This window comes from Streptomyces sp. NPDC046303, from assembly GCF_055588085.1.
Genome location: NZ_JBVJFA010000042.1, coordinates 1 through 15,176 on the forward strand (window position 1 = coordinate 1; position 15,176 = coordinate 15,176).

General features: G+C 70.1%; 14 protein-coding genes. All 14 read right to left on the minus strand.

What is annotated here, in order from left to right; all coding sequences use genetic code 11:
• Positions 1–90: 90 nt before the first annotated feature.
• Positions 91–2,160, minus strand: coding sequence for a peptidoglycan binding domain-containing protein (locus ACZ6I1_RS30690; RefSeq protein WP_469292161.1), 2,070 nt, complete (start codon positions 2,158–2,160; stop codon positions 91–93).
• Positions 2,161–2,365: 205 nt separating this feature from the next.
• On the minus strand, positions 2,366–2,749 hold the full coding sequence (locus ACZ6I1_RS30695; protein ID WP_469292162.1) for a DUF6113 family protein: 384 nt from the start codon (positions 2,747–2,749) through the stop codon (positions 2,366–2,368).
• Positions 2,746–3,645 (minus strand): N-acetyl-1-D-myo-inositol-2-amino-2-deoxy-alpha-D-glucopyranoside deacetylase, encoded by a 900-nt coding sequence (mshB, locus tag ACZ6I1_RS30700; protein ID WP_469292163.1) that lies wholly within the window; start codon positions 3,643–3,645, stop codon positions 2,746–2,748. The genes ACZ6I1_RS30695 and mshB overlap by 4 nt, the downstream gene beginning before the upstream one ends.
• 23 nt (positions 3,646–3,668) lie before the next feature.
• The gene (locus tag ACZ6I1_RS30705; RefSeq protein WP_053677094.1) at positions 3,669–3,863 is read right to left on the minus strand and encodes a hypothetical protein; all 195 of its coding nucleotides are present in this window, start codon (positions 3,861–3,863) and stop codon (positions 3,669–3,671) included.
• A 361-nt stretch (positions 3,864–4,224) separates the two neighbouring features.
• On the minus strand, positions 4,225–5,280 hold the full coding sequence (locus ACZ6I1_RS30710; RefSeq protein ID WP_469292164.1) for an ABC transporter ATP-binding protein: 1,056 nt from the start codon (positions 5,278–5,280) through the stop codon (positions 4,225–4,227).
• Positions 5,273–6,247, minus strand: coding sequence for an ABC transporter ATP-binding protein (locus tag ACZ6I1_RS30715; RefSeq protein ID WP_469292165.1), 975 nt, complete (start codon positions 6,245–6,247; stop codon positions 5,273–5,275). The genes ACZ6I1_RS30710 and ACZ6I1_RS30715 overlap by 8 nt, the downstream gene beginning before the upstream one ends.
• 12 nt (positions 6,248–6,259) lie before the next feature.
• Complete coding sequence (locus ACZ6I1_RS30720; RefSeq protein ID WP_469292166.1) at positions 6,260–7,306, minus strand: ABC transporter permease; 1,047 nt, start codon at positions 7,304–7,306, stop codon at positions 6,260–6,262.
• The gene (locus tag ACZ6I1_RS30725; RefSeq protein WP_469292167.1) at positions 7,299–8,222 is read right to left on the minus strand and encodes an ABC transporter permease; all 924 of its coding nucleotides are present in this window, start codon (positions 8,220–8,222) and stop codon (positions 7,299–7,301) included. The genes ACZ6I1_RS30720 and ACZ6I1_RS30725 overlap by 8 nt, the downstream gene beginning before the upstream one ends.
• Before the next feature lie 30 nt (positions 8,223–8,252).
• Entirely contained in the window at positions 8,253–9,887 is a 1,635-nt protein-coding gene (locus tag ACZ6I1_RS30730) for a peptide ABC transporter substrate-binding protein (protein WP_469292168.1), read from the minus strand.
• 106 nt (positions 9,888–9,993) lie between these two features.
• Positions 9,994–10,950 (minus strand): GNAT family N-acetyltransferase, encoded by a 957-nt coding sequence (locus tag ACZ6I1_RS30735; protein ID WP_469292169.1) that lies wholly within the window; start codon positions 10,948–10,950, stop codon positions 9,994–9,996.
• A gap of 171 nt (positions 10,951–11,121) precedes the next feature.
• Positions 11,122–12,174, minus strand: coding sequence for an ABC transporter ATP-binding protein (locus ACZ6I1_RS30740; protein WP_469292170.1), 1,053 nt, complete (start codon positions 12,172–12,174; stop codon positions 11,122–11,124).
• The gene (locus ACZ6I1_RS30745; protein ID WP_469292171.1) at positions 12,167–13,222 is read right to left on the minus strand and encodes an ABC transporter ATP-binding protein; all 1,056 of its coding nucleotides are present in this window, start codon (positions 13,220–13,222) and stop codon (positions 12,167–12,169) included. The genes ACZ6I1_RS30740 and ACZ6I1_RS30745 overlap by 8 nt, the downstream gene beginning before the upstream one ends.
• Positions 13,223–13,235: 13 nt before the next feature.
• Positions 13,236–14,192 carry an ABC transporter permease gene (locus ACZ6I1_RS30750; protein ID WP_469292172.1) on the minus strand — a complete coding sequence of 319 codons (957 nt, stop codon included), beginning with the start codon at positions 14,190–14,192 and terminating at the stop codon, positions 13,236–13,238.
• Positions 14,185–15,132, minus strand: coding sequence for an ABC transporter permease (locus tag ACZ6I1_RS30755; RefSeq protein ID WP_469292173.1), 948 nt, complete (start codon positions 15,130–15,132; stop codon positions 14,185–14,187). Before ACZ6I1_RS30755 ends, ACZ6I1_RS30750 begins: the two co-directional genes overlap by 8 nt.
• Positions 15,133–15,176 lie beyond the last annotated feature (44 nt).

The window sequence follows — 15,176 nt, forward strand, 5'->3', positions numbered from 1 at the left end:
CAGCGATCTGGCACAACCGGGCCAACGGCACAGCCATCACACGATCACTCATCGCCTACGACCACTGACGAAGACTTCGGACTTACTCGTCTAGGTGGCGTTGGTGTCGACGACCACGGTCCGTTCGGCCGTGGTCTTGCCGCGCAGGGCCTTGCCGAGGGCGCCGGCCACGTCCTGCGGGGTGACGGCGGTCTTGTCGCCGGTGCCCCGGGTGATCGTGATGCCGTCGAAGGTGTTCCCGTAGGTCTCCTTGAGGGCCTCCAGGTCGAACTTCTCGACGAGGTGGCCGTCGACGGCCTGCATGCTCAGGATCTTGGGCAGGGACTTGGCGCCGAAGGCGATGGACTTGCTGCCGATCTTGACCGTGGCGTTGGCGGACATCGCCGGTTCGGCGAACTCCTTCATCGCCCGGTTGAGTTCGGCCTCGTCGATGACCGGCGCCTTGGTGGTCACGGGCAGTTCGGCCACGGCCGCGTTGCCGGTGGCGACCATGTCGCGGAAGGCCTGGGTGACCTTGTCCACGGAGGCGTCCACGTCGAGGGTGGTCCCGGGGGTGCCGGGGACGGCCACGGCCTTGCCGGTGTCGAACTTGATCGTGCCCTCGGTGACCGTTCCGGCGGTGCCCGCGAGCTCCTGGAGCGCGACCTGGAGCTTCTCCTCGTCGACCGGCATCACGGGGTCGGCCTTGCGCTCGTTGCCCAGGAGGGAGCCGATGACGGTGATCGGGTTGTAGTCGCTGCCCGCGGCGTTGCGGACGGTGGTCTGGCTGTCCAGGGTCAGGCCGGCCTTCTCGGGCTTCAGCTCGACCTGCTTGCCGCCGACGCTGAGCTGGAGCGGGGCGGCGGCGCGGGTGCCGAAGGCCGTCTGGAGCTTGGCCACGGCCTCGTCGCGGCTGCCGCTGATGTCGACGCTGAGGACGGTGGTGCCCTTGGGGACGTCGGAGTGGTTCAGGAGCAGCCCGGCGCCGTAGGCCACGCCGAACAGGACCACGATGCCGCCGCCGAGCAGGACCAGCTTGGAGCGGCCCTTCTTGGCGGGCTTCGCGGCCTTGGCGCCCGCCTTCTGCTGCGCGGGCGCCGGGCGCGGGGCGGCGGGCGCGGGGGCCGGTACCGGGGTGGGCGCCGACGACGGGTCCACCTCGGGGCCGGGCCAGCGCGGGGCCTCCGCGCCGCCGGGGCCGCCGACGGGGCCGCTCCCGTACCCGGGGCCCGCGGTGGGACCGGCCGGGATGCCGTCGCCCTGGCTGCCGTAGGCGGGGAACGCCTCGGTGACCGGGCCGGTGTCGTCCCGGTCGCCGGGGTACGCCGGGAAGCCCTGGCCCTGGGCCGACCCGGCGCCGGGGGCGCCGGGGCCGCCGGGCGCGCGGGGGCCGGCCGTGAGCGGGCCGTAGTCCGCGACCGGCGGGGGCGGGGTCCGCGGCGGTGCGAAGCCCGCGTCGGGCGCGGGCGCGGCCTGGGTGCGTACGGGCAGCGGCGGGTAACCGGCGCCCGGCCCGGCCGGAGGCGGCGGGGTGGTCCCCGGAGCGGGGGCCGGGGCGGGACGCGGAGCCGCAGACGACGCCTGGTGCGGGGCCGGGGCCGGGGCCGGTGCGCGCCCGGCGGCGGTCCCGGGCGGCGGCGTGGGCGCCGGGGCGGTAGCCGGGGCGGGGGCGGGCGCCTTGCGCGGAGCGAACCAGTTGCTGGCGGGCTCCTCGGCCGGCGCCGGGGCCTGGGCTGCGGGCGCGGGCGCCGGCCGCCCGTCGGGCTCCCGCTCGGCTTCGATCCGGGTCGGCACGGGCTGCGGCCGCTGGGCGAGCGGCGGCGCGGCCTCCCGGCCCGGCGCCGGCTGGGGCGCCTGCGGCCCTGCCGGCGGCGCGGCCTCGGCCGCGTCGCCGGCAGGGCCCATCGCCTTGCGGACGACCACCGGCGGGATCGGCCGCGAACCCGGGATGTTGATCCGGATCCGGGTCGTCAGGGTGGTCTCGGTCTTGGGCCCGTCCGAGTCGGGCGTGGACGGCTTCGAGGTCACAGGGTTCTCCTCCGGGGCAGTCGACGCGCCAGGCCCAGCAGGCACAGCCGTGGACGGGTACTGGCCGGTTCCGTACGGCGGTGTACCCGAGGGGTAGGCGGCTCCACCGCGCCCTGTGGGCCCGGAGGACGAACTGTCGGTTTCACGACTCAAGGCAGGTTCTCCCGGTTGGCTCCGCCGCCCGTCATACCGTGCGCGGGCAGCTCGGCGGCCCGTCCACCATACTGGCCGCCGCCCTCGCGCAACTGACCACCAGGAATCAGGGGTTCCTCATAGCTCCCGCCAAACCCCCCTGAAGCCGCCCTCGAGGCCCCGCGCAGCACGGGGACCGGCCACCTCTACGGAGTCCGACACCACGTCACTTGGCAGGACGCGCGGCCGAAACCGGCCGGTCCAGCGGACCGCGCATCGTGGCGCACATCACAGCGAAGACCGTTCCACCCAAAAGGTAGACGTACATGCCGATTCCGGACGAACTGAGCAGGAAGTCGCCCTCGGGACGCGGGAAACCGAGCAGCACGTACGCCAGGAACCAGCCGAAGGCGGCCCCGCCCACGCCGAGTCCGGTGCCGAGCGCGATCCGGCCGCCGAGGAAGAGCCCGAAGGCCGCCAGCACGGCGAGCAACAGGCCGCCGGGGAACCACAGGTCGACCACCAGCCAGCCGGCCGCGCCGGTCAGCGCGCCCAGCACCAGCAGGCCCAGGCAGCCGGCGATCCGGGCCGGGGTCGGCGTCCCGGTCACGAGGCCACTCCCGCGAACAGGTCGCGCTCGCGCTCGCCCGCCGGTACGCCCGGCCGTCCGGCGACGAGTTCGTAGTACTCGCGGGCGAACAGCGGCTGCGCCAGGTCGTTGGAGAGGGCGAAGAAGGGCCCGTCCACGGCGATCTGGGTGGCGTGGGCCCGCATGGCGGCCGCCTTGGCCGCCACGAGCTCTTCGGCGGCCTCGATCTCGGCGGTGATCTTCTCGTCGGGCACGACCCCCGGCACGTCCTCGGGCGAGGCCAGTCCCGGGAAGGGCACCTCGGAGCCGGTGGCCGCGCGCAGTGCGGCGAAGCCCTCCTCGACCACCGAGCGGGGGACGCGGTTCCAGTAGATCTTCCCGACCGCGTGCGGCTCGCCCAGGTCGCGCCGGTACGCGCCCTCCGCGGCCAACTCGGCGCCGCGCATGGCGACGCGGTGGGCCTGGATGTGGTCGGGGTGGCCGTAGCCGCCGTGCGGATCGTAGGTGACCAGCACCTGGGGCCGTACCTCCCGGATCACCTCCACGAGGTGGGCGGCGGCCTCGTCCACGTCGGCGGACCAGAAGGCCTCGGGGCGGCGGTTCTGCGGGGCGCCCATCATCCCGGAGTCCCGGTAGCGGCCGGCGCCGCCGAGGAACCGGTGGTCGGTGACGCCCAGTTCGGCCATGGCGGCGGCGAGTTCGCCGACCCGGTGGGCGCCGAGCATGTCCTCGCGGTCGGCCGCCAGGTGGGCGAGACCGGGCGGGATGACCTCGCCCTCCTCGCCGAGGGTGCAGGTCACCAGGGTGACGTGGGCCCCCTCGGCCGCGTACTTGGCCATGGTGACGCCGTTGTTGATCGACTCGTCGTCCGGGTGCGCGTGCACGAGGAGCAGCCGACGGGCGGGAAGACCGTTCATGGCCCTAGCCTACGAGGCACGGCTCAGAACTTGAGGCCACTGATCATGCTGGCCACGTTCGAAGTGAGCTGGCTGAGGGTCGGGGCGATGGTGGAACTCGCCAGGTAGAAACCGAGGAGCACACAGACCACCGCGTGTCCCGCCTTCAGGCCCGACCTTCGGACCAGCAGGAATACGACGATCGCCAGCAGCACCACGGCCGAGATCGAGAGTGCCACGGCGTTTCACCTCCACGTCGAGCGGACATCGGTACGCGTATCAGTGCTCGGCGGGACTCATACCCACCGTGCGCTACGGATCATAACTTTCCGTACCAGCGCATCGATCGAATTCCGGCAGCACGAGGGGCGCATGGCGCGCACGTTCGGGGGCACACGCGTGGCCGGCCGAAGGGGTGTACGCCCCTCCGGCCGGCTGTCGGCACCCGCACGGCCGCACACCGCCCAGGCTGCACGCCCCAGATCTCGGGGCAGAAACGGTCAAGTTGCCCGCGTGTAAACGGTGTTGGCGATGAGGCGGCCGTCGTGGCGTGGGATATGCGGGGTGGCCGGAAATAGTCGGCCGCGAGGGAGGGGCTGTTCAAGGAGCGGGACGCTCCGGGCCGGCTTCCTCCGGGGCCGAGGGGACCACGTGCTTCTCCGCGGCGAAGTGACAGGCCGACGGGTGCGCCGCCGGACCGGAGGGGAAGACCGCGGGGACCGCCAGCAGCGGAACCTCCAGGGTGCACTTCTCCTGGGCCTTCCAGCAGCGGGTGCGGAAGCGGCAGCCCGAGGGCGGGTTGGCCGGTGAGGGCACGTCGCCGGAGAGGATGATGCGCTCGCGGCGGGCCCGGGCCTCCGGGTCGGGCACCGGGACCGCGGACAGCAGGGCCTGGGTGTACGGGTGGGTCGGGTGCTCGTAGATCTGGGTGTCGGAGCCGATCTCCACGATGCGGCCCAGGTACATGACGCCGACCCGGTCGGAGATGTGCCGCACGATCGACAGGTCGTGCGCGATGAACACGTACGACAGGTCGAACTCGTCCTGAAGCCGCTCCAGGAGGTTGATCACCTGGGCCTGGACGGAGACGTCGAGCGCGGAGACCGGCTCGTCGGCGACGATGATCTCGGGCTGGAGGGCCAGGCCGCGGGCGATGCCGATGCGCTGGCGCTGGCCGCCGGAGAACTGGTGCGGGTAGCGGTGGATGTACTCGGGGTTCAGCCCGACCACGTCCAGGAGTTCCTGGACCTTGCGGCGCCGGTCGCCCTTCGGAGCCACCTCCGGGTGGATCTCGTACGGCTCCCCGATGATGTCGCCGACCGTCATGCGCGGGTTCAGCGAGGTGTACGGGTCCTGGAACACCATCTGGATGTTGCGCCGGACGGCCTTGAGGGCCCTGCCGGACAGCTTGGTGATGTCCTCGCCCTTGTACGAGATCGCGCCGGCCGTCGGCCGCTCGAGATTGACCAGCATCTTGGCCACGGTCGATTTCCCGCAGCCGGACTCGCCGACGATGCCGAGGGTCTCGCCCGCGCGCAGCTCGAAGGAGACCCCGTCGACGGCCTTGACCGCGCCGACCTGCTTCTTGAACAGGATGCCCTGGGTCAGCGGGTAGTGCTTGACCAGGTCCTTCACTTCCAGAAGGGACTCAGGCATGGAGGCACTCCGTCCAGAAGAAGCAGGCGCTGGTGCGGTCCTCGGCGACCTGTGCCAGCGGCGGGACCTCGGCCCGGCAGACGTCCCGGGCCAGCGGGCAGCGCGGGTTGAACGCGCAACCGGGCGGAATGGCCAGCAGGTTGGGGGGCAGGCCCTTGATGGCGTACAGCTCCTGGCCCTTCTGGTCCAGGCGCGGGATGGAGTCCAGCAGGCCGCGGGTGTACGGATGGGCGGGCGCCTTGTAGATCTCGTGGACCGGGGCCGCCTCGACGATCCGGCCCGCGTACATGACGGCGATCTTGTCGGCGACGTCGGCGACCACGCCCAGGTCGTGGGTGATCAGGATGAGGCCCATGTTGAGCTCCCTCTGGAGCTCGGCCAGCAGGTCCATCACCTGGGCCTGGACGGTGACGTCCAGGGCGGTGGTCGGCTCGTCCGCGATGATCAGCGAGGGTTCCAGGGCCAGCGCCATCGCGATCATGATGCGCTGGCGCATGCCCCCGGAGAACTGGTGCGGGTAGTCCCCCACGCGCTGCTTGGCGGCCGGGATCTTCACCCGGTCCATCAGTTCGACGGCCTTGCCCCTGGCGTCCTTGCGGGACATCCCTCGGTGGACCTCGTACATCTCGGCGAGCTGCGCGCCCACGCTGAGCACGGGGTTGAGGGAGGACAGGGCGTCTTGGAAGATCATCGCCATGTCGGCGCCGCGGATCTTCCGCCGGTCCTCCTCCTTCATCTTCAGCAGGTCCTGGCCCTTGAAGAGGATCTCGCCGCCCGCGATCCGGCCCGGCGGCATGTCCAGGATGCCCATCACGGCCTGGGCGGTCACCGACTTGCCGGAGCCCGATTCGCCGAGCACGGCGAGCGTCTCCCCCTCGTCCACCGAGTAGTCGACGCCGTTGACCGCCTTCGCGACTCCGTCGCGCGTCGTGAATTCCACGTGCAGGTCGCGGACTTCGAGCAGCATGTGCGGGGCTCCTCAGCGCAGCTTGGGGTCGAGGGCGTCGCGCACCGCGTCGCCGAGCATGATGAAGGCGAGCACGGTCAGGCTGAGCGCGCCCGCCGGGTAGAGCAGCATGTGCGGGGCGTTGCGGATCTGCGAGGCCGCGTTGGAGATGTCGATGCCCCAGGAGACGGTGGGCGGGCGCAGGCCGACGCCGAGGAAGGACAGGGTGGCTTCCAGGGCGATGTAGGTGCCGAGCGCGATGGTGGCGACGACGATGACGGGCGCGACGGCGTTGGGCGCCACGTGCCGCAGCAGCATCCGGCCGTTGCCGGCGCCGAGCGCGCGGGCGGCCTGGACGTAGTCGTTCTGTTTGGCGGTGATCACCGAGCCGCGGGCGATGCGGGCGAGCTGCGGCCAGCCGAGCAGCACGATGAAGCCGACCACGGGCCAGACGGTGGTGCTGGTGACGACGGACAGGAAGACCAGGCCGCCGAGGATCACCGGGATGCCGAAGAAGATGTCCGCGACCCGCGAGAGCAGCGCGTCCCACCAGCCGCCGAAGAAGCCGGCGAGCCCGCCGAGCGCGGAGCCGAGCAGGGCGGCGCCGAGGGTGGCGCACACGCCGACGGTGATGGAGGCGCGGGCGCCGTGGACGGTGCGGGTGTACACGTCGCAGCCCTGGGTGTCGTAGCCGAAGGGGTGGCCGGGGGAAGAGCCCTGCTGGGACTTGGACAGGTCGCACCGGAGGGGGTCGCCGCCGGCGATGAGCTGGGGCCAGATCGCGATGAGCACGAGGAAGAGGATCAGCAGGGCGGAGAGGAGGAAGACGGGGTTGCGGCGCAGCTGGTGCCAGGCGTCGGACCACAGCGAGCGGGCCTTCTCGGCGGGGCCGGGCCCGCCGGCGGGCGGGGCGAGGGGCTTCTCGAGGCTTTCGCCCTCTTCCAGGGCGAGGTCCATGGCTCCGCCCTGGCCGGTGGGGGACATCGCCTCGCGCGGGCGGGGGCCCACGGGGTCGTAGCCCTCGGGGCGCTCGGAACGCTCGGGACGCTCGGGACGCTCGGGACGCTCGGGCTCAGGCATAACGGATCCTCGGGTCCAGGACCGCGTAGAGCAGGTCGACGAGCAGGTTCGCCAGCAGGAAGACGATGACGAGGATGGTCACGAAGCCGACCACGGTGGGGGCGTTGTTGCGCAGGATGCCCTGGTAGAGCTGGTAGCCGACGCCGTGGATGTTGAAGATCCGCTCGGTGACGATGGCGCCGCCCATCAGCGCGCCGATGTCGGTGCCGATGAAGGTGACCACCGGGATCAGCGAGTTGCGCAGCAGGTGGCGGGTGATGACCCGGCGGCGCGGCAGGCCCTTGGCGACGGCGGTGCGGACGTAGTCGGCCTTGACGTTCTCGGCGATGGAGGTGCGCGAAAGCCGGGTCACGTACGCGAGCGAGACGAGGGCGAGGACGACGCCGGGCAGGATCAGCTCGTCGAAGGGGGCGTCCGGGGAGACGGTGGGCCGGACCCAGCCCCATGTGACGCCGAAGAGGAACTGGAGCAGGTAGCCCGTCACGAAGGTGGGCACCGAGATGACGACGAGGGTCATCACGAGGACGGAGGTGTCGATGGTCTTGCCCCGGCGCAGTCCGCTGACCACGCCGAGGGTGATGCCGACGACGATCTCGATGAGGATCGCGACGATGGTCAGCCGCAGGGTGACGGGGAAGGCCGTCGCCATGAGCTCGGTGACCTTCTGGCCGTTGAAGGCGGTGCCGAAGTCGCCCTTGAAGATCTGGCCCATGTAGTGGAGGTACTGCTCCCACAGGGGGCGGTCGAGGTAGAGGTCCTTGCGGATGCGCGCGGCGGTGGCCGGGTCGGGCGCCTTGTCGCCGAAGAGGGCGGCGACCGGGTCGCCGAGCGCGTACACCATGAAGAAGATCAGGAAGGTGCTGCCGATGAACACGGGGATCATCTGGAGCAGCCGCCGGATCACATAACGTCCCATGGACTGCTCCAGGATCGATCCGTCGGTGGGTCAGCTGACCTTGATCTGGTCGTAGACCGGCACGCTGAACTGGTTGAGGGCCACGTCCGAGATCCGCTCGGAGTGCCCTGCGCTGCCGTTCTGGTACCAGAGCGGGATGGACGGCATCTGGTCGGCGAGGATCTTCTCGGCGTCCTGGAAGGTGGCGGTGGCCTTGGCGGCGTCGCTCTCCTGGTTGGCCTGGTCGACGAGCTTGTCGAACTCCGGGTTGCTGAACTTGCCGTAGTTGGAGGAGGCGCCGGTGTAGTACAGCGGCTCCAGGAAGTTCTGGATCAGCGGGTAGTCGGCCTGCCAGCCGGAGCGGAAGGGGCCGGTCAGCTTGAAGCTGCTCTGCTGGTTGCGGAAGTCGGCGAAGGTGCCGACGGGGTTGACCGTGCAAACGGGGCCCTCGCCCAGGGCGTTGTTGATGCTGTTGCAGACGGCGTCCATCCAGTCGCGGTGCGAGCCGGTGTCCACGTTGGAGGTCAGGGTGACCTTGCCCCCGGGCAGTCCGCCGCCCTCCTGGATGAGCTTCTTCGCCTCGGCGGGGTCGAAGGTGCAGGCGTCGCCGCAGGCGGTGTCCTTGAAACCGCCCTTGTCGCCGAGGGCCGGGGAGGTCCAGTCCTTGGCGGGGGTGCGGGTGTCGCGGAAGATCTGCTTGGTGATCTCGTCGCGGTTGATCGCCATGGAGATGCCGCGGCGGACCTTCTCCATGCCCTCCTTGCTCCACCGCGGGTCGTACAGCGGGAAGGTGAGGGTCTGGATGATCAGGGCCGGCTGGTTGATGTAGCGGTCGCCGAGGTCGTTCGCGACGTTCTTCAGCTGCTGCGCCGGGACGTCGTCGACGAGGTCGAGGTTGCCGGAGATCAGGTCGGTGTAGGCGGTGTTGTTGTCCGTGTAGACCTTGAGGTCCACGCCGCCGTTCTGCGCCTTGTCCTCGCCGGGGTAGCCGTCCCACTTGCGCAGCTTCATGGCGGTGCCCTTGGTGTACGAGTCCACCGTGTACGGGCCGTTGCCGACGGGCTTGGCGAGCCAGGCGCTGTGGTCGGTGAAGAAGGCCTTGGGCAGCGGGGAGAAGGCCTGGTAGCCGAGGGTCTCCGGCCAGGTGGAGAACTTCTCCTTCAGGGCGACGGTGAAGGTCTTGGCGTCCTTGACGACCAGGCCCTTCATCGTCTTGGCCTTGGGGTCGCCGGAGGCCGGGTGCAGGTCCTCGTAGCCGACGATGTCCGAGAAGAACGGCGCGTTGTTCTGCTTGTTGCGCACGTCCGCCGCGTAGTTCCAGGCGTCCACGAAGGACTGGGCGGTGACGGGCTCTTCGTTGCTGAACTTCCAGCCGTCCTTCAGGGTGATCGTGAAGTTCTGGCTGTCGGTGGTCTCGATCTTCTCGGCGAGGAAGTTCAGCGCCTCGCCGGTCTTCGGGTCGTAGCGCTTGAGACCGCGGAAGAGCATGTCCAGGACCTTGCCGCCCTGCACCTCGTTGGTGTTGGCGGGCTCCAGCGGGTTCTGCGGGTCACCCCACGAGGAGCTGATGATTCCGGCGCCTTCGCCACCACCTCCGCCGCCGTCGCTTCCGCCGCCGCAGGCCGTCGCCGCGAGGGCGACGGCCATCGCACATGCGGCCCACTGGGCGTGGGTGGCTCCGCGCATGGAGTGCCTCCTAGGGATCCCAGACTCACTTAGGGGCCAATGTCACCCTATGTGGGGTCCCGCACACCCGTGGTTCGACCGATTGCACCCGCGCGTCCCCCGCCTGTCACCCCTGGGGGTGCAAAGGCAGCTCCCAGGTGTCGACCGCGTAGTGCAGGCCCATGCCGTGCGCCTCGTAAAGAGCGAGTGCGCCGGTTTCGTTGTGGACGTCCACGCCGAGGCCCACGGTGTCCCGGCCGCGCGCCGCGTACGCGGCGAAGCCGTGGCGGAGCAGGAAGCCGCCGATGCCGCGGCCGCGCAGGTGCTCCCGTACGCCGATGTGGCTGAGCCAGCCCATGCTCGTACGGTCGTCCCGGGAGAGCAGCACGGCCACGTCCCCCTCGCCGGGCAGGGAGGCGATCCACACCAGGGACCAGTCGAGGTCGCGCGCGTCCAAGTGGTCGAGCCAGGGCTCGTACGCGCGCTCCACATGGCCGAAGTGCGCGGCGAAGGTCTCCTCGACCAGGGTGTGGGCCCGGCGGCGGTCGGCCTCGTCGGCGGAGCAGTCGCGCAGGGTGAGCCCCTGCGGCGGGGCCGGGGGGAGGTCGGTCGCGGGGTGCACGGCGCGGGTCATGACCTGGTAGCGGCGTACGGAGCGGTAGCCGCGGCCGGTGAGGAGGGAGAGGTCGAGGGTGGGTTGGATGTTGAGCTGGAGCCGCAGCCAGGCCTGGTCCGCCCCCGCGGCCAGCTCGCGGGCCCGGATCTCCATCAGCTCCAGCAGCCGCTGGGCGACTCCTCTGTGGCCGGGCAGTACGTAGTGGTCGCCGTAGACGTGGCCCGGTTCTCCGTCCGCCCAGACCAGGGCGTAGCAGACGAGCCGCGAGCCGTGGAAGGCGAGCCAGGAATCGGTGGCCAGGTCGATGTCGGGGCGGTTCAGATCGGCTTCGACGCTGCCAAGGTCCGTCTCCGGCCGGCCGATCTCGATCACGTCGACGGCATTGAGCAGGGCGCAGATGTCGGCCGCGTCCCCCGGTCCTGCGGGGCGGTGGTTCAGGACGGTCGGGACGGGCATCTCATCGGTCATCCGGCCACTGTCGGGCGGCGCGCCGTGCGCGCGCAACTCCCTTTCGGCGCAAGGCCCCCGTGACGGCGCCGCAAGCAACGCCGCGGGTTCGCCGCGGGGGGAAACGGCAGGGCGCCCGGTACCGGATGAGTCCGGTACCGGGCGCCCTGAACGCCGTGCGGCTACGGGGGATCAGACCGCCAGAACGGCCTTCTCCTCCGCGAAGTGGCACGCCGACTCGTGCGCGGCGAAGACGTCCTGGCCCTTGAAGCGCTCCGGGATCGCCAGCAGCGGCTCCTCGGTGGAGCACTTGTCCTGGGCCTTCCAGCAGCGGGTGCGGAAGCGGCAGCCCGACGGCGGGTTGGCCGGGGACGGGACGTCACCGGTGAGGATGATGCGCTCGCGGTTCTCGCGGACCTCGGGGTCCGGCACGGGGACCGCCGACAGCAGCGCCTGGGTGTAGGGGTGCGTCGGGTGGTCGTAGATCTGCGTGTCCGTGCCGATCTCGGCCATCTTGCCGAGGTACATGACGCCCACGCGGTCCGAGATGTGCCGGACGATCGACAGGTCGTGCGCGATGAAGACGTAGGACAGGTTGAACTCGTCCTGGAGCTTCTCCATCAGGTTGATGACCTGCGCCTGCACCGACACGTCGAGCGCGGAGACCGGCTCGTCGCAGATGATGATCTCCGGGTTGAGCGCGAGGCCGCGGGCGATGCCGATGCGCTGGCGCTGGCCGCCGGAGAACTGGTGCGGGTAGCGGTTGATGTACTCGGGGTTGAGGCCCACGACGTCCAGGAGTTCCTGGACCTTGCGGCGCCGGTCGCCCTTCGGAGCCACCTCGGGGTGGATCTCGTACGGCTCCCCGATGATGTCGCCGACCGTCATGCGGGGGTTCAGCGAGGTGTACGGGTCCTGGAACACCATCTGGATGTTGCGCCGGACGGCCTTGAGGGCCCTGCCGGACAGCTTGGTGATGTCCTGGCCCTTGTAGAAGACCTCACCGGAGGTGGCGCTCTCCAGGCTCATCAGGAGCTTGGCGACGGTGGACTTGCCACAGCCGGACTCGCCCACGATGCCGAGGGTCTCGCCCTGGTAGAGGTCGAAGGAGATCCCGTCGACCGCCTTGACCGCGCCGACCTGCTTCTTGAACAGGATGCCCTGGGTCAGCGGGAAGTGCTTGACCAGGTTGCGGACCTGGAGGATCGGCTCGCGCTCGGTGACGTTCTTGGTGAGCTCAGCCATGGAGCTGCTCCTTCCAGAAGTGGCACGCGCTGCTGCGACCGGGCAGCTCGGTGCCGTCCTGCGCGGACACCCGGTGCAGGACCGGCACGTCGGTGCGGCAGATGTCCTGCGCCTTGGGGCAGCGCGGGTTGAAGGCGCAGCCCGAGGGGATGTTGAGCAGGTTGGGCGGCAGACCCTTGATCGCGTAGAGCTCCTGGCCCTTCTGGTCCAGGCGCGGGATCGAGTCCAGCAGGCCGCGGGTGTACGGGTGCGCCGGGTTCTTGTAGATCTCGTGGACCGGGGCGTTCTCGACGATCCGGCCGCCGTACATGACGGCGATCTTGTCCGCGACGTCGGCGACCACGCCGAGGTCGTGGGTGATCAGGATCAGGCCCATGTTCATCTCGCGCTGGAGCTCCGCGAGCAGGTCCATGACCTGGGCCTGGACCGTCACGTCGAGAGCCGTGGTGGGCTCGTCGGCGATGATCAGGTCGGGCTCCAGGGCCATCGCCATGGCGATCATGATGCGCTGGCGCATGCCGCCGGAGAACTGGTGCGGGTAGTCGCCCACGCGCGCCTTGGCGGCGGGGATCTTCACCCGGTCCATGAGCTCGACGGCCTTGGCCGTGGCGTCCTTCTTGGACATCCCGCGGTGGACGCGGAACATCTCGCCGAGCTGGGCGCCGACGGTGTGCACCGGGTTCAGCGAGGACAGCGCGTCCTGGAAGATCATCGCGATCTTCTGGCCGCGGACCTTGCGGAACTCCTCGGCCGGGAGCTTCAGCAGGTCGGTGCCCTGGAACAGGATCTCGCCGGACGGGATCTTGCCGGGGGGCATGTCGAGGATGCCCATGATGGCCTGCGCCGTCACGGACTTGCCGGAGCCGGACTCGCCGAGGACGGCGAGGGTCTCGCCGGCGTTCACGGAGTACGAGACGCCGTTGACGGCCTTGGCGACACCGTCGCGGGTGTGGAACTCGACGTGCAGGTCGCGCACTTCGAGCAGGGGGGTCCCCTCCGGCGCCGAGCGGGGCGCGGGGACGTTCGAGGTCTTGTCGATGATGGTCAACGTACGCCCTTCCTCAGCGCAGCTTCGGGTCGAGGGCGTCGCGCACCGCGTCGCCGACCATGATGAACGCGAGCACCGTGATGCTCAGCGCGCCGGCCGGGAAGAGGAGCACGTGCGGAGCCTGCAGCCAGCGGACGGAGGCGTCGCTGACCATGAGGCCCCACGAGATCTCCGGGGGCTGGACGCCGATGCCGAGGTACGACAGGGCCGCCTCGGCGGAGATGTACACACCCAGGCTGATCGCGCCGACCACGATGACGGGGGCGATGGCGTTCGGCAGGATGTGGCGGATCGTGATGCGCCAGGCGCCGGCACCGAGGGCGCGGGCGGCCATGACGTAGTCGTTGTTCTTGTTCTGCAGCACCGAGGAACGCATGATGCGGAAGATCTGCGGCCAGCCGAGGGTGGCCAGGACGATGGAGACCGTCCAGGCGTTGCCGGGCAGGGCGGACATGATCAGCATGCCGCCGAGGAGCAGCGGGAGCGCGAAGAAGATCTCGGCGAAGCGGGACAGGACGCTGTCGACGATGCCGCCGAGCCAGCCGGCCAGCAGGCCGAGACCGCCGCCGACGAGGATCACCAGCGTGGTGGTGACGACGCCGACGATCACGGAGTTGCGGGCCGCCCAGACGGTACGCGTGTAGACGTCGCAACCCTGGATGTCGAAGCCGAACCAGTGGTCCGCGCTCGGGGTCTTGAGCGAGTTCTGCAGGGTGCAGGCGGTGGCGTCGAACGGGCTGCCGTCGGTGAACCACTGCGGCACGGCCGACAGGATCAGCATGCCCAGCACCAGGATGGTACCGATCAGGAAGATCGGGTTGCGGCGCAGGTCCCGCATCGCGTCGGACCAGAGGCTGGCCTCGCGGTCCTTCTTCTTGCCGTTGCCCTTGTTGACCGGGGCGCTCGCGGCGGGGGCTCCGGTGGTCTGGGTGTCGGTCAACTCATCCCCCACCGTAGTTGTGTCACGCATAGCGGATCCTCGGGTCGAGCACGGCGTACAGCAGGTCCACCAGCAGGTTGGCGACGAGGTAGATGAGGACCAGGAGCGTCACACCGCCGACGACGACGGCGCCCTGCTTGAGGTACACGGACTGGGCGAGCAGACCGCCGAGGCCGTGGATGTTGAAGATGCGCTCGGTGATGACCGCGCCGCCCATGAGGCCACCGAGGTCGGCGCCGAGGAAGGTGACGATCGGGATGAGCGCGTTGCGCAGCGCGTGGCGCACGACGACGCGGCGGCGGGGCAGGCCCTTGGCGGTCGCGGTGCGGACGTAGTCCGCGCGCATGGTCTCCATCAGGCTGGTCCGCGTCAGCCGGGCCACGTAGGCCAGCGAGGTCGACGCGAGGACGAAGGCCGGGAGGAGGTAGGCACGGATGCCGTCGGCCTCGTTGAAGGAGACCGGGAAGAAGTCGATGCCCCAGGCGTCCTTGAGCTCCACGCCGAGCGTCAGCTGCAGCACGAAGCCGGTGACGAAGACGGGGATGGAGATGACCATCAGGGTGGACAGCAGCACCAGCTGGTCGAGGAACTTCCCGCGGCGCAGGGCGGCCATGACGCCGGCGAGGACACCGACGACGGCCTCCATGGCGAACGCGATGAGGCCGAGGTTCACCGTGTACGGGAACGCTTCGCTGATGAGGTCGCTCACCTTGCGTCCGGTGAGGGTTTCACCGAGGTCGCCCTGGAAGACGTTGCTGATGTAGTTCCAGTACTGCATCAGGAACGGGTCGTCGAGGTGGTACTTCTCGCGCAGCATCGCCGCGACGAGCGGGTCGGCCTTCTTGTCACCGGCGAGGAGCTGAATCGGGTCGGCTCCGGGCATGTGGAAGGTCAACGTATAGATCAAGAAAGTGGCACCGAGCAGAACAGGGATCGCCTGTATGAGTCGGCGGATGAGGTAGCGGCCCATCAGACCTCCAGCAGAAGAGCAGGGGGAAGGGGCAGGCAGGCGGA